A 23,303-nucleotide genomic window follows, 5' to 3' on the forward strand; every position below is an offset into this window, starting at 1 on the left:
ATGGCCACCCACCAAGTGCGCCCCAAGCCCCGCAGGGAGTCCGTCCTCGCCGAGAGGTTCGCCCTTTTTGCCGAGTGTCTGCTCACCGGGGTGTGGATCGCCGTGGCCTCGCTGCCGCTCGTCACCTATCCCGCCGCCTTCGCCGCCGGCGCCCGGCATCTGCGCCGGCGTACGGCCCATGAGGGCGGCGGCCTGCGGGAGTTCGCCGCGGATTTCGCCGCGGCCGTGCGCCGGGGCTGGCTCGTCGGGCTCGCCGGATGGGCGGCGGCTGTCGCGGTGTGGGTGGACGTCCAGGCGGTGCGTGCCGGGCTGCCCGGTGGCCCGCTGGTCGGTGCCGTCGGGCTCTTCGCCCTGATCGGCGGGGCCGTCGCGGGGCTGCGCGCGGCTGCGGCCTGGACACCGGGCGCCTCGTGGCGTGTCCTGCTCGCGGCTGCCGCCCGCCGGACCGTCCTCGACCCGGCCGGGTCCTTCCTGCTCGTCGGCGGACTGGCCGTCGTGCTCTGTTCCGCGATGTTCACTGCGCCGCTCGCGGTCCCCGTCCTCGGGGCCGTCGCGGCGGCCGCCGTCGCCGTCGAGGAGCGTCACCGCCGCCGCTGACCCGCGGTACCCCCTGACCAGGTCGGCGCCCTGGGTGCCGCACCTCTCTCTGTCATGCCCCTGACCTCTCTGCACGACCCGCACGGAAAGGAAAGGACATGTCTCCCATCCCCCGCAGGTCCCTCCTCAAGGCCGCCGCCGTCGCCGGAGCCGCCGCCCAGTTCAGCTGGGCGCTGGGGGCGAAGGACGCGCAGGCCGAGCCGAGAGCCGAGGCCGCCGTCGCGGATCCCGTGACCCTGGACTGGCTGGAGGACGGCGGACTCGGCGCCGCCCCCGGCTCCACGGTCGGTGTGCCCTGGCCGAAGGGCGCGTACCAGGAGGACCAGACGTTCGCGCTCACGGACGCGGCCGGCAAGACCGTACCCGTGCAGTCCTGGCCGCTCGCGTACTGGCCGGACGGCTCCCTCAAATGGACTGCGCATGCGGTCGGTTCGGGCTCCGGCAAACTCACCCTCGCCGCCGGCACGCCCGCCGCGCCCGACAAGAAGGTCACCGTCGACAGGAGCGGCGGCACGATCGACATATCGACCGGAGTCATCACCGCCAAGATCGGCAAGTCCGGGTCCACGCTGGTGAAGTCCGTGACCCGCGGTTCCACCGAGATCGCCAGGAACGGCCGCCTCGTCCTCATCCGCCAGCCGGAGATCGAGGACGAGGACCAGGGCACGGTGAAGACCGAGCGCTTCGAGAGCGCCATCTCCGAGGTCACCGTCGAACAGGAGGGCCCGGTCCGAGCCGTGGTCCGGATCGACGGCAAGCACCGCAAGGGCGACCGCAGCTGGCTGCCCTTCTCCATCCGGCTCTACTTCTACGCGGGCGCCGACTCCTTCCGCATGGTGCACACCATCACGTACGACGGCACCCAGGAGCCCGGCAAGGCGAGCGGCGACTTCATCCGAGGGCTCGGCGTCCGCTTCGGCGTGCCGATGCGGGACGCCGCGTACGACCGCCATGTCCGCATCGGTGGCGACGCCACGGGTCTGCTGCGGGAGGCAGTGCAGGGCATCACCGGGTTGCGCCGCGATCCGGGAGCGGCCGTGCAGGCGGCGCAGTTCGCGGGCCAGAAACTGCCCGACCCGTCGACCTGGGACCAGCGGGTGACGACCAGGCTGCAGTACATCCCCCAGTGGGGCGACTACACGCTCGCCCAGCTCTCCGCCGATGGCTTCACCCTGCGCAAGCGCACCAAGAAGGGGTACGGCTGGATCGCCGCGGGCGGCGGCAAGCGGGCCGCCGGCTTCGGCTACGTCGGCGGGCCGAGCGGCGGATTCTCCTTCGGCCTCAGGGACTTCTGGGAGAAGTTCCCGGCCCAGCTCGACATCCGCGACGCCCACACCGACGAGGCCGAGGCCACGCTCTGGCTCTGGTCGCCCGAGGCGCAGCCCATGGACCTGCGCTTCTACCACGACGGCATGGGCCAGGACACATACGCGAAGCAGCTCGAAGGCCTCAACATCACCTACGAGGACTACGAGCCCAAGTTCGGCACCCCCTACGGCATCGCCCGCACCTCCGAACTCCTGTTCTGGGCCAACGACTCGACGCCCACGCCCGAGGAGCTCGCCCAGCAGATCGAGGCCGTCCGTGTGCTGCCGCAGCTCGCCGCCCCGCCGGGGCAGCTCATCAAGGCCAAGGTCTTCGGCCCCGGCCTCTACTCCGAGCCCGACCGCTCCACTCCGGCCAAGGCCAGGATCGAGGACCACCTGGACTTCCTCTTCACCTACTACAAGCAGCAGGTGGAGATGCGCCGCTGGTACGGCTTCTGGGACTACGGCGACATCATGCACTCGTACGACCCGGTCCGGCACCAGTGGCGCTACGACGTCGGAGGCTATGCCTGGGACAACTCCGAGCTCTCGCCCGACCTGTGGCTGTGGTTCGCGTACATCCGCTCGGGCCGGGCGGACATCTTCCGCTTCGCCGAGGCCCTGACCCGCCACACCGGCGAGGTCGACGTCTACCACCTCGGCCAGTGGGCGGGCCTCGGCACCCGGCACGGTGTGCAGCACTTCGGCGACAGCGCCAAGCAGCAGCGCATCGCCAACACCACCTACCGGCGCTACTACTACTTCCTCACCGGCGACGAACGCGTCGGCGACCTCATGCACGCCAACGTCGACTCCGACGAGACGTTCCTCGTGCTCGACCCGCAGCGGAAGGTGCGCACCGACCCCTACACGCCCGACCCGCACGCGCTGTCCATCGGCTTCGGCACCGACTGGAGCGGACTCGTGTCGGCGTGGCTCACCGAATGGGAACGCAAGGGCCCCAAGTGGGAGAAGGCCAAGGCGCGCGTGCTTTCCACGATGGAGACGATCGCCGCCCAGCCCAACGGCTTCGTCCAGGGCAGCGGGCTCTACGACCTCGACACCGGCAGGTTCGCCGTCGCGTCCAAACCCGTTGTCGCGGTCTCGCACCTGTCGGCGGTCTTCGGCCTGGGCGAGCTGTGCGCGGAACTGATCGACCTGGTCGACATGCCCAGGTTCAAGGAGGCCTACCTCGACTACTGCCGCTACTTCAACGCCACCAAGGCGGAGCAGAAGGCGCGGTACGGCTCCGACTTCGGCACGCTGCTGCTGTTCCAGGGCCACTCGCGGCTCGACGCGTACGCGGCCGTCCAGACCGGGGACGACACGCTTGCCAAGCGCGCGTGGACGAAGTTCTACAGCTCCGACGGCTACAGCGAGTCCCTGCCCTGGAAGACGGAGGAGCTGAGCGGCCCGGTCACGCTCGTCCCGGGCAGCGAGGCCAACTGGGTGTACACCAACGACACCGCGCTGTACGGGCTCGCCGCCATCGAGAACCTGGCGCTGCTGGGGGACAGGATGCCGTCGTAACCGCCTCTCAGCGCATCCGCCCCAGCACCTCCCGCACCCGCCGGGCGTCCCGGATCCGCTGCTCGTACGTCGCACCCAGCGCGAGGAGCAGCAGCCCGGCGAGCGCGGGAGGCAGCCAGCGGGGCAGTGCGCCCGCCAACTGCACCAGGTAGGGGGCGAGTTCGTGCAGCGCGACCGATACGAGCACGCCACCGCCGAGAACGAGCGGCGCCTGCAGTCGGTGGCGGGCGCCCAGCAGGGTCAGGGCGAGAGCCGCGGCGCCGAGCAGCAGCGGACGAGGCCAGTCCGCGTCGCCCCACGCCGTCAGCAGACTCGGCAGGAGCGTCATCGAGAGCCCCGGACCGTACGCCGTCCACGAGGAGGCCAGCGGGTCCCGGCGCTGTCGGACGAACCCCACGACGAGCGCCGGGACGGTCACCGGCAGGGTGTACGCCTCCGGGGCGCCCACGGCCCAGGACCCGAGCCGCACCCAGGTGGCCAGCACGAACAGCGTGGCCGCTACGTATCCGGCCTGGCGGCGCTCCGCGCGCACGGCGGTGCCGGCGGCGATCACCCCGCACACGGCAAGGACGAGCGCCAGAGCGGGTCCGTCGGTGAGGGCGAGGCCGATGGCCACGAGACCGGCGACCACTGCCGTGGCCTCGGCCGGAACCGCGATCCGCGGGAACCGGGCCGCGAGCAGGGCCGCGACGGCCGGGACGGCCAGGACGAGCAGCGCGGTGTGCGCGGTCGGCCAACCCGCGGCGGCACCCACCGCACAGGCCAGGCCGGTCGCACCGGCCAGGGACGCGCTCGCGCAGACCCCGGCCGGACGCCGGCGCACGGCGGCGAGGCCGAAGAGCACGGTCAGCGCGGCAAGCACGGCCAGGGTGGCGCCCTGGGAGGCGAGGGCGAGAAGAGCCAGGCCGGCCGCGGTGAGGAGGGAAAGCAGGAGGGCGGTCACGGATGCCGGTGCCCGACGCGCGAACGCCGCCACGGCCAGCGTCACCACAGCCGTCAGTCCCTGTAGGAACATCCCCACGGGGTAGGAGAGTTCCAGCGTCGACGGGAGCACGAGCACGGTGGCCCAGGCCGTGACCACGGCACCGGTCGTGGCCCGGACCTGCCACGCCGGTATCGTGCGGGCCACCCAGGCCAGGACTGCCGCGACGACGGCGAGCACCAGCGGCGCGGTCGCCGTGCCGGCCGGCCAGGGCGCCCAGACCGTCACCGCGGCGCGCAGGTCCGAAGGGACCCCGGACCAGACGCGTCCCGTCCAGGCGAACGGACCGAGCAGCGCGACGACGACCAGGGGCAGCGCCCACACCACCGCCAGGACCTGCACGGACCCCGAAGCCCGGGCGAAGCCACGCCGCACCGGCTCCGGGAGCGGGTCGCGTACGGCCGCAAGCAGCGCGACCCCGAAGGCCAGATAACCGGGCGTCACCCACACCTGAGGCAGCGTCGCGCGCGGAATGCCGCCGAGGGCCGCCACCAGGCACAGCCCGCCGGTCACCGCGGTGCCGGTGGCGAGGCCCGGCTTCGGGGCCCGCCACGCGACGCCCAGCGCGATCGCCGCCGCGAGGGTGAGGAGCGCCGCCGCACGGGCGGCGGCGCCCGGGCCGGTCGCCTCCCAGGAGAGCAGACCGGCCGCCAGTACGCCCCAGCCGCCCATGCCGTACGCACCGACGGCGGCGGCGATGCGTACGGACCTCAGCGGCGTCCGGAGCGCGACAACCGTGTCGAACCCGGCCGTCAGCAACAGCGCGGCCGTGATCGCGTACGGGCCCGCGCCCGCCGCGACCGCCCACAGCAGCAGAGGCAGTTGGGCGGCGGCCAGCGCGGCCGGGAACGGCATGCGCAGGGAACCGAGCCCCCTGCCGTACGCACCCCACACCCCGGCCAGCACCGCCGCCGCGACGGCCGCGTAACCCGTGCCGTCGGTGGCCCTCAGCGCCACCTCGTGCAGCGCGTATGCGTCGAGCACCGTCAGCGCCAGACCGAGAGCGGACACCGCCTCGGCGGTCGAGCGGAGCCCGCGCTTCAGGAGCGGTACGGGCGCGCCGAGCGCCGCCGCAGTCACCGCACCCAGCACCAGCGACCGCCCGGCGATCCCCAGATGCCCCCAGCTGACCAGCGTGAACGCAATCGCGGCGACGGTGAGCAGGACGCCGCCGAGGACGAGTAGCACGTTCTGCACCCGAGGCGCCGTGGTCTCGGGCCGCCGAGGCGCCGGGGGAGCGGGCGGAAACGGCTGCTGGAGGCGACCGACCAGCAGAGCTCGGCGCGCCAGCAACTGCGCCCGGCGCGCATCCAGTTGCCACAGCTCGGCATCGAGGATCCGCAACTCCTCGGCCGGGGGCGGTATGTGGGTCATACCTTCGAGTGTGGCGCGTATCACGCCGCGTGGCATGAGCGCGCGTACTCAGACCGTACTCAGAACCCGCCCGGCCGCGGCCCGGCAGACTCGGTACATGGACTGGAACCATTACCGCTTCCACAGCCTGTGGCAGCTGCCCGTCCCGCCCGCCCGCGCGTACGCCGTGCTGGAGCGGGCCGAGGACTATCCCCGCTGGTGGCCCCAGGTCCGCGCGGTGAACCGGGTCGACGCCACGACCGCCGTGATCACCATCCGCTCCCTGCTGCCGTACGGCATCACCGTCACCGCGCGGGAGACGCGGCACGACCCCGCCGCAGGCGTGCTGGAGATCGCCATGTCCGGCGACATCGACGGCTGGGCCCGCTGGTCGGTCACCGCGGCCGGTCCCGGGACCCTCGCCCGCTACGACCAGGTGGTCGACGTCAACAAGCCGGTGTTGCGGCGACTGGCCGTGCCCGGACGGCCGTTCTTCCGCGCCAATCACCGGCTGATGATGCGGGCGGGGCGGCGCGGACTCGTGGCGTACCTCGAAGCGGTTTGAAGGGAGGCCGCCGGGACCTGTATTGTTCAGTGCGTTCCCGGGCGATTAGCTCAGTGGGAGAGCGCTTCGTTCACACCGAAGAGGTCACTGGTTCGAACCCAGTATCGCCCACCAGATCGAGGGCGGCGTCTGCTCGCAGAAAGCGCGAGCGGCGTCGCTCTCGTCGTTTTTGCGCGACTTCGTCGCGCGTTGCGGGGGCTTCGCCACCCGCACCCCCGTCCCGGCACGCCGGGGTGGGCCAGGGGCCGAGCAGCCACAGGCACGCTCCACTCCGAGGAGGCCGGTCCGTCATCGACGGACCGGTCTTTGCTGCTCAGGCCGCTGCCGGCAGCTCCGGGCGCAGTGGCCACGCCGGGTCCACCGTCTCCTCGGTACCGCTGCGCGCGAACCACGCCTGCAGCCCCCGGGCCTGCGCCGCGTGCCAGCCCGTCTGCAGGGTGTGCAGCTCGGTCGGTGTCAGCCGTTCCAGGCGGGCCGCGAAACGGCGCCCCACCGCCCGTACGACCTCCATCGCGGCCAGTGCGTCCGCGGCCGCGTCGTGCGCGCCCTCCAGCACGACCCCGTAGTGCGCACACAGGTCGGTGAGCGTGCGGCGGCCCTTGCGGTAGCGGTCCAGGTGCTTGTCGAGGACCCGCGGATCCAGCACGCACAGCGGCGCCGACGCATACCAGCGCTCCAGCGAGGACGCGCGATGCCGGCGCAACTCCCGGTCCAGGAGCGTCAGATCGAACGGTGCGTTCATCACCACCAGCGGCCGGCCCATCGCCGCCTGCTCGCCCAGCTCCCTGGCTATCTCCTCCATCACCGGCGACGGCCAGCGGCCGTTGCGCTGCAGATGTTCCTCCGTCAGCCCGTGCACCGCCGTCGCCTCGGCGGGCACCGGCACCCCCGGGTTCACCAGCCAGCGGCTCATGCGCGGCCGCGTCCCCGGGGCGTCCTGGACGACGACGGCGGCCGACACGATCCGGTCGGTCTCGACGTCCACGCCCGTGGTCTCCGTGTCGAAAGCGGCCAGAGGCCCCTCGTACCAGCACGTCATGCGGACACAACTCCTCGTTCACCCTTGGCAGCTGACGCACCGTCTTCTGCCCGTTTGGTGATACCCGGGCTGTTTGCGCCGTACGCCGGAAGGAGACAACAGGAGTACGGGTCTTTGCAGTTCAGCGGCCCCCACGGGGACTCACTCAGTTTGGAAGGCTAATTGGTCATGGCGATAGCGCAGCCCGAGCGGGGCGGGCTGCTGCCCGAGCGGACGGCACCCCATCGCGGCACACTCGCCACCACCGCCTGCATGGAGACACTGCAGGTGGGCTATCTGCACGCGGTCGCCGCGGCGGCCGGCTGCTCGCTGTCGCAGCCCTTTCCGGACAACGGCATCGACTGGCACGTCAGTCACAGCGCACCCGGCCACACCGTCGACGACGAGGTCACCATCAAGGTGCAGCTCAAGGCGACATATCAGATCCCGCCGCACCCTCCGGGCCGCTTTTTCTCCTTCACGCTCGACAACGAGCACCTGGCGAAGCTCGCCCGCACCCCGGTCTCCGTGCACAAGATCCTCGTCGTGATGATCGTTCCGCGGTCGCAGGAGCAGTGGCTGAGAGCCGGCCACGACCGCCTCGACCTGCGGCACTGCTGCTACTGGACCAACCTCGCCGGACACCCGATCACGGGCCGGCGCCGCACCACCGTGCGCATCCCGACCTCGCGCATCTTCGACGACCGCGCCCTCTGCGAGATCATGACCCGGGTCGGAACGGGAGGCAGACCGTGACACACCGTCCCCTCGAGGAGGCGGCCCGCGCCGTCCGGCCGCACCCGGTCGAGCCGCTGTGGAACCAGCCGCCCGCGCCCGATCAGGTCGACCCGGCCGTGCTCAGCGCCCTGCTGCGCCGCCACGGCTGGCAGCGCCGCGGCGGAGCCCCCGGGCGCTACGGCCGGTGGACCCCGCCGGGCCCCGGCAGCAGTGGTACGAGCCTGCTGGTGCCGGAGAGCCGGGCCTTCCCCGACTGCGACGACCTCCTCGGCGAGGCCCTTGTCGCCCTCTCCCGCAGCGGCTCGCCCTCGGCCCGCGACGTGCTGGTCGGTCTCACCGTGCCCAGCGACGAGATCCACTGGTGGCGGGATGTACCGACGGGACCCGTGGGCGCGGCCCCCTGGACCGTCGAGGACCAGCTGCGCAGCGCCGCCCGCCGGATGCTGCTCGCGGGCGCGCTCGCGACACGCGCGCGTGCCGGCTACTACGGCGCCCGGCACCGCAGGCCCGCCGCCGCGTCCCTGGAGAATGTCCTGGTCGGCGCAGCCCCCGGTGGCCGTCGGCTCACCGCCTTCGTGCCCGTGGCCGTGGGCCGGCCGCTCGCGGTGCGTCTGCACGAGGCGCTCTACGCGGCCCGGGAGGCCATCGACTACCAGCGGGCAACGGGAGGCATGGACGCCTTCGACGCCGCGGTCGAGGCAGGCGTGAGCCACGAGCTGACCGAGGCGCTGGTCGCCCTCGTGCGAGGGTCCGAGGGCGCCAGGATCGCCGTGGAGTGGGCGCCCGCCGCCGGAGTACCCGAGGGCGGCGCAACGCCCGCCGAGCCGGTCGAGTTCTCGCCCGGCGACCTGCCCGCGCTACGCGCGGCCGGGGCGCGCTATCTGCGCGAGGAGCCGTCCGTGCCGGTGCGCCTGACCGGGGCCGTCGTCCGTCTGCGCAGGTCGGGGCCGCGCGGCGAGGGCACCGTACGGCTGCGGGTCATCGCCGGGGCCGAGGTGCCACACGTACGGATGACACTGGACGAGGAGTCCTACCGGATAGCGGGCCACGCCCACCTCGTCGGACTGCCGGTGCGGGTGCACGGGCGGCTGGAGAGCCGGGGCGGCTTCCGGCGGCTCACGGGCGCGTCCGGGGTGGCGCCGGTGCAGGTCGACGAGGCGGAGCGGGACCGGCTGATGAAGTCGCTCCAGGAGAACCTCGACTTCTTCGAGGAGGCATGCGGCGGCGACTGACGCCGGCTGTTTCGCCGAGGGTGGCCGCGGGTCGGTACGATCCCAGTCATGCGCGCGCTCCAGGTATGGCGCCGCATCCACCAGCAGTCAGGAGAGACCGGTGTCAGACGTCCGTGTGATCATCCAACGCGATTCCGAGCGGGAAGAGCGCGTGGTGACGACGGGCACTACGGCCGCTGACCTCTTCGCCGGCGAGCGCTCGATCATCGCCGCGCGCGTGGGCGGGGAGCTCAAGGATCTCGCGTACGAGGTGAAGGACGGCGAGACCGTCGAGGGCGTCGAGATCTCCTCCGAGGACGGCCTCAACATCCTGCGCCACTCCACCGCGCATGTGATGGCCCAGGCCGTGCAGGAGCTGTTCCCCGAGGCCAAGCTGGGCATCGGCCCGCCGGTCAAGGACGGCTTCTACTACGACTTCGACGTCGAGAAGCCGTTCACGCCCGAGGATCTCAAGGCCATCGAGAAGAAGATGCAGGAGATCCAGAAGCGCGGACAGCGCTTCGCGCGCCGCGCCGTCACCGACGAAGCCGCCCGCGAGGAGCTGGCGGACGAGCCGTACAAGCTGGAGCTGATCGGTCTCAAGGGCTCCGCGTCCAGCGAGGACGGCGCGGACGTCGAGGTCGGCGCCGGCGAGCTGACGATCTACGACAACCTGGACGCCAAGACCGGCGAGCTGTGCTGGAAGGACCTCTGCCGGGGTCCTCACCTGCCCTCCACCCGCAACATCCCGGCGTTCAAGCTGATGCGCAACGCGGCCGCCTACTGGCGCGGCAGCGAGAAGAACCCGATGCTCCAGCGCATCTACGGCACCGCCTGGCCGTCCAAGGACGAGCTCAAGGAGTACCTCGACTTCCTCGCCGAGGCCGAGAAGCGCGACCACCGCAAGCTGGGCAACGAGCTGGACCTGTTCTCCATCCCGGAGCAGATCGGCTCCGGCCTCGCCGTCTTCCACCCCAAGGGCGGCATCGTCCGCCGCGTGATGGAGGACTACTCGCGGCGCCGCCACGAGGAAGAGGGCTACGAGTTCGTCTACACCCCGCACGCGACCAAGGGGAAGCTCTTCGAGACGTCGGGCCACCTGGACTGGTACGCCGAGGGCATGTACCCGCCCATGCAGCTCGACGAGGGCGTGGACTACTACCTCAAGCCCATGAACTGCCCGATGCACAACCTGATCTTCGACGCGCGCGGCCGCTCGTACCGTGAACTGCCGCTGCGCCTGTTCGAGTTCGGCACCGTGTACCGGTACGAGAAGTCGGGCGTCGTGCACGGCCTGACCCGCGCCCGTGGCTTCACCCAGGACGACGCGCACATCTACTGCACGCGCGAGCAGATGGCCGACGAGCTCGACAAGACGCTCACCTTCGTGCTGAACCTGCTGCGTGACTACGGCCTCACGGACTTCTACCTGGAGCTGTCCACCAAGGACCCGGAGAAGTTCGTCGGTTCCGACGAGGTCTGGGAGGAGGCCACCGAGACCCTCCGCCAGGTCGCCGAGAAGCAGGGCCTCCCGCTGGTCCCCGACCCGGGCGGCGCCGCCTTCTACGGCCCGAAGATCTCGGTCCAGGCCAAGGACGCGATCGGCCGTACCTGGCAGATGTCGACGGTCCAGCTGGACTTCAACCTGCCGGAGCGCTTCGACCTCCAATACACGGGCCCCGACGGCTCCAAGCAGCGCCCGGTGATGATCCACCGCGCCCTCTTCGGCTCGATCGAACGGTTCTTCGCGGTGCTCCTTGAGCACTACGCGGGCGCGTTCCCGGCCTGGCTGGCCCCGGTGCAGGCGGTCGGCATCCCGATCGGCGACGCGCACGTCGAGTACCTGGAGAAGTTCGCCGCGGCGGCCCGCAAGAAGGGCCTGCGGGTCGAGGTGGACTCCTCCTCGGACCGCATGCAGAAGAAGATCCGCAACGCCCAGAAGCAGAAGGTGCCCTTCATGGTCATCGCGGGCGACGAGGACATGTCGGCCGGCTCGGTGTCCTTCCGCTACCGGGACGGCTCGCAGGAGAACGGCATCCCGTTCGACGAGGCCATCGCGAAGATCGTGAAGGTCGTCGAGGAGCGGGCGCAGGTCTGACGCGTATGTGCCGGAGGGCCCCCGGGGGAGTTCAGCTCCCCGGGGGCCCTCCGTCCTTCTCCCGCAGTGCGAACCGCTCCATCAGCCACGACGAGAACGAGCCGGTCACCGCGCCCAGCAGGCCCAGGCCACAGCCCATGAGCACCACCGCCACCAGCCGCCCCGGCAGCGTCACCGGGACGGCGTCGCCGTAGCCCACCGTCGACAGGGTGGAGGCGGCCCACCACAGCGAGTCGCCGAACGTGCGGATCGTCGTGTTCGGGACGGTGTGCTCCTCGTGGTAGACGGCGAGTGCGGCGATGAAGCCGAGCAGCGCGGCCGACATGCCCGCGTACTGCATCACCCGCCCCTGGAGGGAAGTGCGGGGAGGTTGCCCTTTCCGGCGCTGCACGGCGTCGTAGACCCGCACGACGCGCACCGGCCGCAGAAGGGGCAGCAGTACGACCACCGAGTCCAGCCAGTGCCGGTGGACGAAGTGCAGCCCTTCGCCGCTCAGACGCCAGCGCACGGCGTAGTCGACGACGAACAGCGCCCAGCTCGTGTAGGTCACCGCCAGACACACATCGCGCACCGCCCCCGGCAGCCCCTCGCCCAGGACCCGCACCGTGTACGAGGCGAGATAGAGGAGTGAGGCCACCCCGAGCGGGATCCCGGCCCGCCGCTCCCAGCGGGCCGTACGGCTGTCGTCGTCCATCGGCCCAGCTTCGCCCGTGACGGATTTGCCCGAGCCCCGCCGACACGCCGCGAACGGGCGAAGCCATATGCTGCACATCATGACGAGTGAGCCGGAGCAGCAGATCGGAGTGGGGACGCAGGATGCGTTCCAGCGCCTGTGGACGCCCCACCGGATGGCCTACATCCAGGGCGAGAACAAGCCGACCGGTCCGGGGGCCGAGGACGGCTGCCCGTTCTGCTCGATTCCGGCCAAGTCCGACGAGGACGGGCTGATCGTCAAGCGCGGTGAGCAGGTGTACGCGGTACTCAACCTGTACCCGTACAACGGCGGCCATCTGATGGTCGTGCCCTACCGCCACGTCGCCGACTACACGGACCTGACGGAACCGGAGACCGCGGAACTCGCCGAGCTGACGAAGCAGGCGATGACCGCCCTGCGCAAGGCCTCCGGGGCCCATGGCTTCAACATCGGCATGAACCAGGGCACGGTCGCGGGCGCGGGAATCGCCGCCCATCTGCACCAGCACATCGTCCCGCGCTGGGGCGGCGACACGAACTTCATGCCGGTGGTCGGCCACACGAAGGTACTGCCACAGCTCCTGGCCGACACGAGGAAGATGCTGGCGGAGGCGTGGCCCACGCAGTCTGCGTAGCTGCGGGCACCCGTCAGCGGGTGGCGCGCCCTCCCGCTGCAGCACCGGGTGCCCTCCAAAGCGAGGGTTACCGCTACGCGTCGTACAAGTCGGCCTTCCGCGGCGCCGCATCCTGAACCTGCGTGCTGAGGAACGACGACCGCGTCCCGAACTGCTCCACGTCCACCCCGTTCTCCTTGAGGACCCGGATCGCCGCCGCATGCACCACGCGCAGCACCGGCGTGGCCGCGCGCAGCGCGTCGTCGGCCATGAAGCGGTGCCGCCAGGGCTGGTCGGCCCAGGCGTGGCGCAGCCCGAACGGCTCGGGCAGGGTCAGCGAGCCGCCGAGCCAGTTGAGGAGCGGCGGATACCAGGTGAGCGGGGCACGCGCGGCGAGCCGTACCACCTCGTCGGCGTCGACCAGCGGCAGCTTCACCTTGCGGGTCTCCCAGAACTTGACCGCCTTCGCCACCTCCTTCTCCTTGGCCGCGGGCTTCGTGGTGAACAGGGAGTTGACCGGTCCCAGGGCGTGCCCGGTGACCTCGATGCGCAGGGTGTCGTGCAGCACCGTCACCGTGATCAGCATGGTGATGATCAACTGGCCGTCCCACAGTGTCCACTGGACGCCCAGGTAGTGCCGGTCACCGCTGCCGAACTGCTGCTTGTTGCAGATGTCCTGTATCGCGTGGGTCTTGATCGTGTACGCGTCCACGTCGGTGCCGCTCGGCCGGGACACCTCCTTCGCGTTCTCCCCGATCGGTGTGACGATCCAGTGCGTTATCGAGGGCTTCGGGAAGCCGCCGGTGTTGATGGAGGTCCGCTCCAGCATCGCCAGGCCACCTTGGATCGCGGTGATGACGTCCCAGCTGCGGAAGGGGTGGAACTCCTTGCCCGGCTCGGCGGAGACCAGGTCCTCGGCCAGCTGCCAGCTGCCCCAGCGTGTGCCCATGCCGAGGATGCCCTTGGGACCGGCGTAGAAGACGGAGTTGGAGCGCTGCTCGGCGCTCAGCCGGGCGAGCTCCTTGCGCAGCTGCTCGGCCGCGTCGCCCGGGCTGCCGGGCACCGCCTCGGGGATCTTGGCGCCCAGGCCACCGCCGGCCAGCAGACTGTCCCAGCGCTCGCGCAGGTCCTTCGCGGTGCGTTCGCAGATCTGCTTGGCCCAGAACCAGCCGACGACCGGCATGACGACCGCCCCGCGCGCGTACCACGCCCAGAAACCCGTGAACGGCATACGGATCAGGAAGATCACGGCGAGGGCGCCGACGGCGACCAGGAGGGTCGTGGCGAGGGCACCGGCGCGCTTGTCGTCGCGCTTGCCGAGGACGGTCCGGATCTGGAACACCAGGAGCCACCCGAGGAGTCCGGGCAGAAACAGGATCCCGCACAGGACCATCACCGCCGTGAGCCAGTTGTCGCGCTCACGGCGGATGCGGTAGGCCGCCAGGCAGTGCTCCACGACGACCTGTGGCTCGGTGCCGAAGGACTGGATGAGGGGCTTGCGGCCGGCGCCCAGCATGCGGTCGATCACCGCGCGGGAGTAGGCCTCGCCGAGCCTGGGGCGAAGGATCTTCGCCCACGGACGCGGGTTCTTGACCGTGGACTGGTGCCACTCGTTGTCGGCCTCGAGGATCTTCGTGACCTCGTCGTCCTCCCGGTACGCCGCCGAGGCCAGGGCGAAGGTCGCCGCCGTCTGGCCCGCGGAGCCCGAGAGGGGCACCTGTGCCCCGGGGCTGAAATCGAAATCGAATCCGTCCGTCACTGCCGCCCCCATCGCCGCCGAACCCGCTCCTGCGGCCTTCCCGACTTCCGTGTTCTGCACACCTGTTGCACAGGTCAGCGTCCTGATCGCACCTCAAGATCGCGTCTCGGGATCGCATCTCGAAGTGATCAGGTGATCAGCGTATCCGCAGGCACCGACATCCGTCGGCGGACGGCCGAGAAGCCGTCCGTCGACGGGAGGGAGTCGAACGGAAGTCCAACTACGAGGCTTCCTGGGCCTGTTCGCGTACCTTCTGTGCGAGCTGTGGCGGCATCGGCTCGTGCCGCGCGTAGGAGCGGTTGAAGCGTGCGGTGCCGTGCGACAGCGAGCGGAGGTCGACGGCGTACCGGCCGATCTCGATCTCCGGCACCTCAGCCCGTACGAGGGTTCGGCCACCCGGCGTCTGCTCGGTGCCGAGCACGCGCCCGCGCCGCCCGGACAAGTCGCTCATCACCGCGCCGACGTAGTCGTCGCCGACGAGTACCGTCACTTCGGCGACGGGTTCCAGGAGGTGGATCGTGGCGTCGGCCGCCGCCTCGCGCAGGGCGAGCGCGCCCGCCGTCTGGAAGGCGGCGTCGGAGGAGTCCACCGAGTGCGCCTTGCCGTCGAGGAGCGTGACCCGGACGCCGATGAGCGGGTAGCCGGCCGCCACGCCCCTGGCGGCCTGGGCGCGGACGCCCTTCTCGACGGACGGGATGAACTGCCGGGGCACCGCCCCGCCGACCACCTTGTCCACGAACTCGATGCCGGAGCCGCCGGGCAGCGGTTCGACCTCGATCTCGCAGATCGCGTACTGGCCATGCCCGCCGGACTGCTTCACATGACGGCCGCGCCCGCCGGACCTGCCCGCGAACGTCTCCCGGAGGGAGACCTTGTGCGGAACCACGTCGACCTGGACGCCGTACCGGCTGCGCAGCCGCTCCAGGGCGACGTCCGCGTGTGCCTCGCCCAGACACCACAGCACCACCTGGTGGGTGTCCTGGTTCTGTTCGAGCCGCATGGTCGGGTCCTCGGCGACCAGCCGTGCGAGCCCCTGGCTGAGCTTGTCCTCGTCCGCCTTGCTGTGTGCCTGGATGGCGAGCGGCAGCAGCGGGTCGGGCATCTCCCAGGGCTCCATGAGCAGTGGGTCGTCCTTGGCCGAGAGGGTGTCACCGGTCTCGGCGCGGTTCAGTTTGGCTACGCTCGCCAGGTCGCCCGCGATGCAGTGCGACAGGGAGCGCTGCTGTTTGCCGAACGGCGCGGACAGCGCGCCGATGCGCTCGTCGACGTCGTGGTCCTCGTGCCCGCGGTCGGTAAGTCCGTGCCCGGACACATGCACCGTCTCGTCGGGGCGCAGGGTGCCCGAGAACACGCGGACCAGTGAGACACGGCCCACATACGGGTCGGACGACGTCTTGACGACCTCCGCCACCAGGGGCCCGTCCGGGTCGCACAGTTTGACCGCGCGCGGCTTGCCGTCCGGCGTGGTGACCATGGGCGCCTCCCGCTCCGGCGGGGTCGGGAAGCCGCCGGTGATCAGCTCCAGCAGCTCGACCGTGCCGAGGCCCTGGCGGGCACCGTCGGCGGCGGGCGCGGCGGCCAGGACCGGGAAGAAGACGCCCCGGGCGACGGCCCGCTCCAGATCCTGGATCAGTGTCTTCAGATCGATCTGCTCACCGCCGAGATAGCGGTCCATGAGGGTCTCGTCCTCGCTCTCCGAGATGATCCCCTCGATGAGCCGGTTGCGTGCCTCCTCGATCTGCGGCTGCTGATCGGGCCCCGGCTCCGACTCCTTGCGCTCGCCGGACGAGTAGTCGAACAGCATCTGCGTCAGCAGTCCGGTCAGTCCGGTCACGGGCGCGTGCCCATCGGGCCCCGGCGGGCCGTACAGCGGCAGGTACAGCGGGAGTACGGCGTCGGGGTCGTCCCCGCCGAACGCCTCCGCGCAGATCCGGGTCATCGCCTCGAAGTCCGCCCGCGCGGCCTCGAGGTGCGTGATCACGATGGCGCGCGGCATGCCCACGGCCGCGCACTCCTCCCACACCATCCGCGTCGAGCCGTCCACGCCGTCCGAGGCCGAGACGACGAAAAGGGCCGCGTCCGCGGCGCGCAGACCGGCCCGGAGCTCCCCGACGAAGTCGGCGTATCCAGGAGTGTCCAAGAGGTTGATCTTGATCCCGTCCCATTCGACCGGGACCAGGGAGAGCTGCACCGAGCGCTGCTGCCGGTGCTCGATGTCGTCGTAGTCCGAGACGGTACTGCCGTCCTCCACACGGCCCGCCCGGTTCACCGCTCCCGTCGTCAGTGCGAGAGCCTCCACCAGAGTCGTCTTGCCCGATCCGCTGTGGCCGACCAGCACCACATTCCGTACGGACGCGGGGCGGTCGGCCGCCGTAGCCCTGCCGGCGGCTCCGAGGTGTGTGTTCGCCTTGTCGCCCATGGCCTGTCCTCCCGTGCACGGTGAGGTCACTGTGGGCGCGGACATACGGATCCTCCTCCAGACTTCGTCCGGGAGGTGCCCCCAGCGATGGCGGCTCCGATGACGCCCGCGGTGACTTCGAGCTTCGCACTCCCGTCACGGTGCGTCCATACGAACGACGTGATCCCGCCGCCCGGCCGTGCTGCACCGGCAGCCATCGCCCCGTGACCACGGCGCCATCAGGACGTGACACGGGGGTGCGGGTGCCCGGCCGTCGCGCATGTGCGCGCGTGGCTACGATGGGCCAGCCGGTGGCCAGCAGGGGCCGCGCGGCCCACCGACCGTCGGGAAGGCCATGCTGAACAAGTACGCGCGTGCATTCTTCACGCGTGTCCTCACACCGTTCGCCGCGTTTCTGATCCGCCGGGGCGTCAGCCCCGACACGGTCACGCTGATCGGTACCGCCGGCGTCATCGCGGGCGCGCTGGTCTTCTACCCCCGGGGCGAGTTCTTCTGGGGCACGGTCGTCATCACCCTGTTCGTGTTCTCGGACCTCGTCGATGGCAACATGGCCCGCCAGCTCGGCCGCTCCAGCCGCTGGGGCGCCTTCCTGGACTCCACGCTCGACCGGGTCGCCGACGGCGCGATCTTCGGCGGCTTCGCCCTCTGGTACGCGGGCCACGGCAACGACAACGTCCTGTGCGCGGTGTCGATCTTCTGCCTCGCCAGCGGCCAGGTGGTGTCGTACACCAAGGCCCGCGGCGAGTCGATCGGTCTGCCCGTCGCCGTCAACGGGCTGGTCGAGCGCGCCGAACGCCTGGTGATCTCGCTGGTGGCGGCCGGTCTCGCCGGACTGCACAAGTTCGGCGTGCCCGGCATCCAGGTGCTGCTGCCGATCGCGCTGTGGATCGTCGCCGTGGGCAGCCTGATCACGCTGATCCAGCGCGTCGTCACGGTGCGCCGGGAATCCGCGGAGGCGGACGCCGCGGAGTCCGGGAAGAAGAGCGAGAATGCCTCGCAGGGGAGCGAGGCGGCGAAATGAACAGCCGGCAGGAGAGCGAGGCGGCGACGTGACCAGCCTCCAGGAGCGGCTGACGGACGGGCTCTACGGCCTCGGCTGGAGCACGGTCAAGAAGCTGCCCGAGCCCGTCGCCACCCGGCTGGGCAGGACCATCGCCGATCTTGCCTGGAAGCAGCGCGGCAAGGGCGTACAACGACTCGAAAGCAACTACGCGCGCGTGGTGCCGGACGCGACTCCGGAGCGGCTCGCCGAGCTCTCCCGGGCAGGCATGCGCTCGTACCTGCGCTACTGGATGGAGTCCTTCAGGCTCCCGGCGTGGAGCAAGGAGCGCGTCAGGGGCGGCTTCGACCCGAAGGACATCCACTACCTCACCGATGGACTCGCCTCCGGCCAGGGCGTCATCCTCGCGCTGCCGCACCTGGCCAACTGGGACCTGGCCGGCGCCTGGGTCACCACCAAGCTGGAGACGCCGTTCACGACGGTCGCCGAGCGGCTCAAGCCCGAGACGCTCTACGACCGGTTCGTCGCCTACCGTGAGGGCCTCGGTATGGAGGTGCTGCCGCACAGCGGCGGCTCCGCGTTCGGCACGCTGGCCCGTCGGCTGCGCGACGGCGGCCTGGTCTGCCTGGTCGCCGACCGTGACCTGTCCGCCTCCGGCATCGAGGTGACCTTCTTCGGCGAGACGGCCCGGATGCCCGCCGGACCGGCGCTGCTCGCCCAGCAGACCGGTGCGCTGCTGCTGCCGGTGACCCTCTGGTACGACGACTCACCCGTCATGCAGGGGCGCGTACATCCCCCGGTCGAGGTACCGGAGACAGGTAGCCGGGCCGAGAAGACGTCTGTCATGACACAGGCGCTGGCCGACGCCTTCGCCACGGGGATCGCCGAGCATCCGGAGGACTGGCACATGCTGCAGCGGTTGTGGCTCGCTGACCTGGACCCCGCGAAAGACCCCGAGAACGTACAGGACCCCGAGAAGGGGACGCCGTGAGGATCGGCATCGTCTGCCCGTACTCCTGGGATGTGCCGGGCGGAGTCCAGTTCCACATCCGCGATCTGGCCGCATACTTCATCCGACTCGGGCACGAGGTCTCCGTCCTCGCCCCCGCGGACGACGAGACGCCGCTGCCGCCGTACGTGGTCTCGGCGGGCCGCGCGGTCCCGGTGCCGTACAACGGCTCGGTGGCCCGCCTGAACTTCGGGTTCCTCAGTGCCGCGCGGGTACGGCGCTGGCTGCACGACGGCGAGTTCGACGTGATCCACATCCACGAGCCGACCTCGCCGTCGCTGGGCCTGCTGGCCTGCTGGGCGGCGCAGGGCCCGATCGTGGCGACCTTTCACACGTCGAACCCGCGCTCCCGGGCGATGGTCGCCGCGTACGCGATCCTGCAGGCGGCCCTGGAGAAGATCAGCGCACGGATCGCGGTGAGCGAGTACGCACGCCGCACGCTGGTCGAGCACCTGGGCGGCGACGCGGTGGTGATCCCGAACGGCGTGGACGTCGACTTCTTCGCGAAGGCCAAGCCCAATCCGGAGTGGCAGGGCGAGACGATCGGCTTCATGGGGCGCATCGACGAACCGCGCAAGGGCCTTCCGGTCCTCATGAAGGCCCTGCCCAGGATCCTGGCCGCGCGCCCGAAGGCGAGGCTGCTGGTCGCGGGCCGGGGCGACGAGGAGGAAGCGGTCGAGACGCTCCCCGTCGAGCTGCGCTCGCGCGTGCAGTTCCTCGGCATGATCAGCGACGAGGACAAGGCGCGGTTCCTGCGCAGCGTCGACCTGTATGTGGCACCCAACACCGGCGGCGAGAGCTTCGGCATCATCCTCGTCGAAGCGATGTCGGCGGGCGCCCCGGTCCTCGCCTCCGACCTGGACGCCTTCGCCCAGGTCCTCGACCGGGGAGCGGCCGGAGAACTGTTCGCCAACGAGGACGCCGACGCGCTCGCCGACGCGGCCGTGCGGCTGCTCGGTGACCCGGAGCGCCGCGCCGAACTGCGCATGCGGGGAAGCGCCCACGTACGGCGCTTCGACTGGTCGACGGTCGGGGCGGACATCCTGTCGGTCTACGAAACGGTGACGGACGGCGCGGCGGCAGTGGCCGCGGACGAACGTACGGGACTGCGGGCACGGCTCGGGTTGGCGCGGGACTGACACATTCAGCCCGTCTGGGGGTACCCCCTGCTCGAAGAGCTCGGGGGAGCTTGAGGACGAGGCCGTTCAGGCCGAAAGCGGGGGCCCGGGGGCGGCAGCCCCCGGACGACGGCCGCGGCAGGACGTCCGGCCAAGCCCAGCGGCAGCGCACCGGTAGCCTTGCCGCCCGTGACCGCAACCCTCATCTGGATCCTCGTCGCCCTCGTTGCGACCGGCCTTTATCTGAGCTGGACCGCGGGGCGCCTCGACCGGCTGCACTCCCGGATCGACGCGGCGCGGGCCGCGCTCGACGCGCAGCTGTTGCGGCGCGCCTCGGTCGCCCAGGAGCTGGCGACCTCAGGGGTGCTCGACCCGGCCGCATCGATCGTCCTGTACGAGGCCGCGCACGCGGCCCGGCAGGCGGAGGAGGAGCAGCGGGAGGTCGCCGAGAGCGAGCTGAGCCAGGCGCTGCGGGCCGTCTTCGGGGAGGCTCAGCAGGTGGAGGCGGTGCGGGAGGCGCCAGGGGGAGAGGCCGCCGCGCATGAGCTGACGGAGGCGGTGCGGAGGGTGCCGATGGCCCGCCGGTTCCACAACGACGCGGTGCGCGCGGCACGGGCGCTGCGGCGCCACCGCAAGGTGCGCTGGTTCCGCCTCGCCGGCCACGCCCCGTTCCCGATGGCCTTCGAAATGGACGACGAACCACCGGCGGCGCTCATGGACCGGTCCACGACGTGAGGCGCCGGGGCGGGTGGTGAGGCCCTGGGGCGGCCGTGTCCCGTGCCCCCACTCCCGGGCAAAACGATCCACCGCCTCCCCATTGGCCCTTGCCGTGGCCTGCACCTGTCCCGTTTCCTCGGTCGAGCAGAATTTCCTCTTTTCCAGAGTGAGGTCGAAACCCGTGTCCAGCACGCTCTCCACCCCCCAGACCCCCGAGACCGGCACCGCCCGCGTGAAGCGTGGCATGGCCGAGCAGCTCAAGGGCGGCGTGATCATGGACGTCGTCACGCCGGAGCAGGCGAAGATCGCCGAGGACGCGGGCGCCGTCGCCGTCATGGCTCTGGAGCGGGTCCCGGCCGACATCCGCAAGGACGGCGGGGTGGCCCGTATGTCCGACCCGGACATGATCGAGGGCATCATCAACGCCGTCTCCATCCCGGTGATGGCCAAGTCGCGCATCGGCCACTTCGTCGAGGCCCAGGTCCTGCAGTCCCTCGGCGTCGACTACATCGACGAGTCCGAGGTCCTCACCCCGGCCGACGAGGTCAACCACTCCGACAAGTGGGCCTTCACCACGCCGTTCGTCTGCGGCGCCACCAACCTCGGCGAGGCCCTCCGCCGCATCGCCGAGGGCGCCGCCATGATCCGCTCCAAGGGCGAGGCCGGCACCGGCAACGTCGTCGAGGCCGTGCGCCACCTGCGCCAGATCAAGAACGAGATCGCCCGCCTGCGCGGCTTCGACAACCACGAGCTGTACGCCGCCGCCAAGGAGCTGCGCGCCCCGTACGAGCTGGTCAAGGAGGTCGCCGAGCTGGGCAAGCTCCCGGTCGTGCTGTTCTCCGCCGGTGGCGTCGCCACCCCGGCCGACGCCGCGCTGATGCGTCAGCTCGGCGCCGAGGGCGTCTTCGTCGGCTCGGGCATCTTCAAGTCGGGCGACCCGGCCAAGCGCGCCGCCGCCATCGTGAAGGCGACCACCTTCTACGACGACCCCAAGATCATCGCGGACGCGTCCCGCAACCTCGGCGAGGCCATGGTCGGCATCAACTGCGACACCCTCCCCGAGACCGAGCGCTACGCCAACCGCGGCTGGTGAGCCACCGCATCGGACCGCATCCGACAGGACACCACGTATTCTCCGTAGGACATCACGTACATGACTGACGCACCCGTCATAGGCGTCCTGGCCCTCCAGGGCGACGTACGGGAGCACCTCATCGCCCTGGCCGCGGCCGACGCCGTGGCCAGGCCGGTGCGGCGCCCCGAAGAGCTCGCCGAGGTCGACGGCCTCGTCATCCCCGGCGGCGAGTCCACCACCATCTCCAAGCTGGCCATCCTGTTCGGGGTGATGGAACCCCTCCGCGCGCGCGTGCATGACGGCATGCCCGTCTACGGCACCTGCGCGGGCATGATCATGCTCGCCGACAAGATCCTCGACCCGCGCTCGGGCCAGGAGACCATCGGCGGCATCGACATGATTGTGCGCCGCAACGCCTTCGGACGGCAGAACGAGTCCTTCGAGGCGGCTGTCGACGTCCGGGGAATCGAGGGCGATCCTGTAGAGGGCGTCTTCATCCGCGCCCCCTGGGTCGAGTCCGTCGGCGCCGAGGCCGAGGTGCTCGCCGAGCACCACGGCCACATCGTCGCCGTACGTCAGGGCAACGCGCTCGCCACGTCGTTCCACCCGGAACTGACCGGCGACCACCGCGTGCACTCCCTGTTCGTCGACATGGTGCGCGCCAACCGGACACAGGAGTCCTTGTAGGATCTCTGGCGTTCGTTGCAGAGATGGGTTACGCGAAGGAGACAGGCAGATGTCCGGCCACTCTAAATGGGCCACGACGAAGCACAAGAAGGCCGTCATCGACGCCAAGCGCGGCAAGCTCTTCGCGAAGCTGATCAAGAACATCGAGGTTGCGGCTCGTCAGGGTGGCGCGGACCCGGACGGCAATCCGACTCTCTATGACGCCATCCAGAAGGCGAAGAAGCAGTCGGTCCCGAACAAGAACATCGACTCCGCGGTCAAGCGTGGTGCGGGCCTCGAGGCCGGCGGCGCCGACTACGAGACGATCATGTACGAGGGCTACGGTCCGAGCGGTGTCGCGGTGCTCATCGAGTGCCTCACCGACAACCGCAACCGCGCCGCCTCCGACGTCCGTGTCGCCATGACCCGCAACGGCGGCTCCATGGCCGACCCGGGCTCCGTGTCGTACATGTTCAGCCGCAAGGGCGTCGTGATCGTCCCCAAGGGCGAGCTGACCGAGGACGACGTCCTGGGCGCCGTGCTCGACGCGGGCGCCGAGGAGGTCAACGACCTCGGTGAGTCCTTCGAGGTGATCAGCGAGGCCACCGACCTGATCGCGGTCCGCACCGCCCTCCAGGAGGCCGGGATCGACTACGACTCCGCCGAGTCCAGCTTCGTGCCCTCCGTCCAGGTCGAGCTGGACGAGGAGGGCGCGAAGAAGATCTTCAAGCTGATCGACGCGCTCGAGGACAGCGACGATGTGCAGAACGTCTTCGCCAACTTCGACGTCAGCGACGACATCATGGAGAAGGTCGGCGCGTAACGCTGCCGCAG

The 23,303-nt window shown here is 70.8% G+C and carries 19 protein-coding genes and 1 tRNA gene; 15 read left to right on the forward strand and 5 right to left on the reverse strand.

The annotated features are described in order from the left end of the window. Complete coding sequence (locus ABT186_RS03590; protein WP_351225307.1) at positions 1 to 597, forward strand: hypothetical protein; 597 nt, start codon at positions 1 to 3, stop codon at positions 595 to 597. A gap of 98 nt (positions 598 to 695) precedes the next feature. Beyond that, positions 696 to 3,434: an exo-rhamnogalacturonan lyase family protein gene (locus tag ABT186_RS03595; RefSeq protein ID WP_351923415.1), complete on the forward strand. Its 2,739-nt coding sequence runs from the start codon at positions 696 to 698 to the stop codon at positions 3,432 to 3,434. A gap of 7 nt (positions 3,435 to 3,441) precedes the next feature. Here ABT186_RS03595 and ABT186_RS03600 read toward each other — a convergent pair whose 3' ends face one another. Then, on the reverse strand, positions 3,442 to 5,790 hold the full coding sequence (locus tag ABT186_RS03600) for an SCO7613 C-terminal domain-containing membrane protein (RefSeq protein ID WP_351923417.1): 2,349 nt from the start codon (positions 5,788 to 5,790) through the stop codon (positions 3,442 to 3,444). A gap of 97 nt (positions 5,791 to 5,887) precedes the next feature. Here ABT186_RS03600 and ABT186_RS03605 point away from each other — a divergent pair, with 97 nt between their 5' ends. Both ABT186_RS03605 and ABT186_RS03610 read left to right on the forward strand, forming a co-directional pair. Beyond that, on the forward strand, positions 5,888 to 6,334 hold the full coding sequence (locus ABT186_RS03605; RefSeq protein ID WP_351225313.1) for an SRPBCC family protein: 447 nt from the start codon (positions 5,888 to 5,890) through the stop codon (positions 6,332 to 6,334). 39 nt (positions 6,335 to 6,373) lie between these two features. After that, a tRNA-Val gene (locus ABT186_RS03610) sits at positions 6,374 to 6,448 on the forward strand. Positions 6,449 to 6,647: 199 nt separating this feature from the next. Here ABT186_RS03610 and ABT186_RS03615 read toward each other — a convergent pair. Beyond that, positions 6,648 to 7,373: a 3'-5' exonuclease gene (locus ABT186_RS03615; protein ID WP_351225315.1), complete on the reverse strand. Its 726-nt coding sequence runs from the start codon at positions 7,371 to 7,373 to the stop codon at positions 6,648 to 6,650. Between the two features lie 168 nt (positions 7,374 to 7,541). Here ABT186_RS03615 and ABT186_RS03620 point away from each other — a divergent pair, with 168 nt between their 5' ends. The 3 genes from ABT186_RS03620 (at position 7,542) to thrS (ending at position 11,399) form a co-directional block, all read left to right on the forward strand. Next, a complete protein-coding gene (locus ABT186_RS03620; RefSeq protein WP_351923419.1) occupies positions 7,542 to 8,108 on the forward strand; it encodes a DUF4365 domain-containing protein in 567 nt (188 codons plus the stop codon). Then, positions 8,105 to 9,322, forward strand: a complete 1,218-nt coding sequence (locus tag ABT186_RS03625; RefSeq protein ID WP_351225319.1) for a hypothetical protein — start codon at positions 8,105 to 8,107, stop codon at positions 9,320 to 9,322. Before ABT186_RS03620 ends, ABT186_RS03625 begins: the two co-directional genes overlap by 4 nt. A gap of 100 nt (positions 9,323 to 9,422) precedes the next feature. Continuing rightward, positions 9,423 to 11,399, forward strand: coding sequence for a threonine--tRNA ligase (gene thrS, locus ABT186_RS03630; protein ID WP_351225321.1), 1,977 nt, complete (start codon positions 9,423 to 9,425; stop codon positions 11,397 to 11,399). Positions 11,400 to 11,430: 31 nt separating this feature from the next. On the opposite strand, the gene ABT186_RS03635 is transcribed toward thrS, so the two are convergent. Then, positions 11,431 to 12,093 (reverse strand): potassium channel family protein, encoded by a 663-nt coding sequence (locus ABT186_RS03635; RefSeq protein ID WP_351225323.1) that lies wholly within the window; start codon positions 12,091 to 12,093, stop codon positions 11,431 to 11,433. Between the two features lie 67 nt (positions 12,094 to 12,160). Here ABT186_RS03635 and ABT186_RS03640 point away from each other — a divergent pair, with 67 nt between their 5' ends. Beyond that, positions 12,161 to 12,727: an HIT family protein gene (locus ABT186_RS03640; RefSeq protein WP_351225325.1), complete on the forward strand. Its 567-nt coding sequence runs from the start codon at positions 12,161 to 12,163 to the stop codon at positions 12,725 to 12,727. A 73-nt stretch (positions 12,728 to 12,800) separates the two neighbouring features. Here the strand turns inward: ABT186_RS03640 and ABT186_RS03645 are convergent, their stop codons facing one another. Together ABT186_RS03645 and ABT186_RS03650 are read right to left on the reverse strand one after the other, a co-directional pair. After that, the gene (locus ABT186_RS03645; RefSeq protein ID WP_351225333.1) at positions 12,801 to 14,477 is read right to left on the reverse strand and encodes an AbeC-like domain-containing protein; all 1,677 of its coding nucleotides are present in this window, start codon (positions 14,475 to 14,477) and stop codon (positions 12,801 to 12,803) included. Positions 14,478 to 14,685: 208 nt separating this feature from the next. Further along, on the reverse strand, positions 14,686 to 16,884 hold the full coding sequence (locus ABT186_RS03650) for an elongation factor G-like protein EF-G2 (protein ID WP_351225335.1): 2,199 nt from the start codon (positions 16,882 to 16,884) through the stop codon (positions 14,686 to 14,688). A 334-nt stretch (positions 16,885 to 17,218) separates the two neighbouring features. Between ABT186_RS03650 and pgsA the strand changes: the two genes are divergently transcribed. The 7 genes from pgsA (at position 17,219) to ABT186_RS03685 (ending at position 23,292) form a co-directional block, all read left to right on the forward strand. After that, on the forward strand, positions 17,219 to 17,905 hold the full coding sequence (gene pgsA / locus ABT186_RS03655) for a phosphatidylinositol phosphate synthase (RefSeq protein ID WP_351225327.1): 687 nt from the start codon (positions 17,219 to 17,221) through the stop codon (positions 17,903 to 17,905). 28 nt (positions 17,906 to 17,933) lie between these two features. After that, positions 17,934 to 18,875 (forward strand): phosphatidylinositol mannoside acyltransferase, encoded by a 942-nt coding sequence (locus ABT186_RS03660; protein WP_351923421.1) that lies wholly within the window; start codon positions 17,934 to 17,936, stop codon positions 18,873 to 18,875. Then, positions 18,872 to 20,032, forward strand: coding sequence for a glycosyltransferase family 4 protein (locus tag ABT186_RS03665; RefSeq protein WP_351225331.1), 1,161 nt, complete (start codon positions 18,872 to 18,874; stop codon positions 20,030 to 20,032). The genes ABT186_RS03660 and ABT186_RS03665 overlap by 4 nt, the downstream gene beginning before the upstream one ends. A gap of 168 nt (positions 20,033 to 20,200) precedes the next feature. After that, positions 20,201 to 20,746: a LemA family protein gene (locus ABT186_RS03670; RefSeq protein WP_351235658.1), complete on the forward strand. Its 546-nt coding sequence runs from the start codon at positions 20,201 to 20,203 to the stop codon at positions 20,744 to 20,746. Positions 20,747 to 20,909: 163 nt separating this feature from the next. Further along, positions 20,910 to 21,821 (forward strand): pyridoxal 5'-phosphate synthase lyase subunit PdxS, encoded by a 912-nt coding sequence (gene pdxS, locus ABT186_RS03675; protein WP_351923423.1) that lies wholly within the window; start codon positions 20,910 to 20,912, stop codon positions 21,819 to 21,821. Positions 21,822 to 21,881: 60 nt separating this feature from the next. After that, complete coding sequence (gene pdxT / locus ABT186_RS03680) at positions 21,882 to 22,490, forward strand: pyridoxal 5'-phosphate synthase glutaminase subunit PdxT (protein WP_351235661.1); 609 nt, start codon at positions 21,882 to 21,884, stop codon at positions 22,488 to 22,490. Positions 22,491 to 22,539: 49 nt separating this feature from the next. Next, complete coding sequence (locus tag ABT186_RS03685; protein WP_351235663.1) at positions 22,540 to 23,292, forward strand: YebC/PmpR family DNA-binding transcriptional regulator; 753 nt, start codon at positions 22,540 to 22,542, stop codon at positions 23,290 to 23,292. Positions 23,293 to 23,303 lie beyond the last annotated feature (11 nt).

The organism is Streptomyces sp. NPDC001634 (genome assembly GCF_040298185.1).
Lineage (GTDB): Bacteria > Actinomycetota > Actinomycetes > Streptomycetales > Streptomycetaceae > Streptomyces.

Excerpts from the sequence above, each read along its gene's own strand:
- ABT186_RS03590 (WP_351225307.1), top strand. The coding sequence starts at position 1 with ATGGCCACCCACCAAGTGCGCCCCAAGCCCCGCAGGGAGTCCGTCCTC.
- ABT186_RS03595 (WP_351923415.1), top strand. The coding sequence starts at position 696 with ATGTCTCCCATCCCCCGCAGGTCCCTCCTCAAGGCCGCCGCCGTCGCC.
- ABT186_RS03600 (WP_351923417.1), bottom strand. The coding sequence starts at position 5,790 with ATGACCCACATACCGCCCCCGGCCGAGGAGTTGCGGATCCTCGATGCC.
- ABT186_RS03605 (WP_351225313.1), top strand. The coding sequence starts at position 5,888 with ATGGACTGGAACCATTACCGCTTCCACAGCCTGTGGCAGCTGCCCGTC.
- ABT186_RS03615 (WP_351225315.1), bottom strand. The coding sequence starts at position 7,373 with ATGACGTGCTGGTACGAGGGGCCTCTGGCCGCTTTCGACACGGAGACC.
- ABT186_RS03620 (WP_351923419.1), top strand. The coding sequence starts at position 7,542 with ATGGCGATAGCGCAGCCCGAGCGGGGCGGGCTGCTGCCCGAGCGGACG.
- ABT186_RS03635 (WP_351225323.1), bottom strand. The coding sequence starts at position 12,093 with ATGGACGACGACAGCCGTACGGCCCGCTGGGAGCGGCGGGCCGGGATC.
- ABT186_RS03640 (WP_351225325.1), top strand. The coding sequence starts at position 12,161 with ATGCTGCACATCATGACGAGTGAGCCGGAGCAGCAGATCGGAGTGGGG.
- ABT186_RS03645 (WP_351225333.1), bottom strand. The coding sequence starts at position 14,477 with ATGGGGGCGGCAGTGACGGACGGATTCGATTTCGATTTCAGCCCCGGG.
- ABT186_RS03650 (WP_351225335.1), bottom strand. The coding sequence starts at position 16,884 with ATGGGCGACAAGGCGAACACACACCTCGGAGCCGCCGGCAGGGCTACG.
- pgsA (WP_351225327.1), top strand. The coding sequence starts at position 17,219 with ATGCTGAACAAGTACGCGCGTGCATTCTTCACGCGTGTCCTCACACCG.
- pdxT (WP_351235661.1), top strand. The coding sequence starts at position 21,882 with ATGACTGACGCACCCGTCATAGGCGTCCTGGCCCTCCAGGGCGACGTA.
- ABT186_RS03685 (WP_351235663.1), top strand. The coding sequence starts at position 22,540 with ATGTCCGGCCACTCTAAATGGGCCACGACGAAGCACAAGAAGGCCGTC.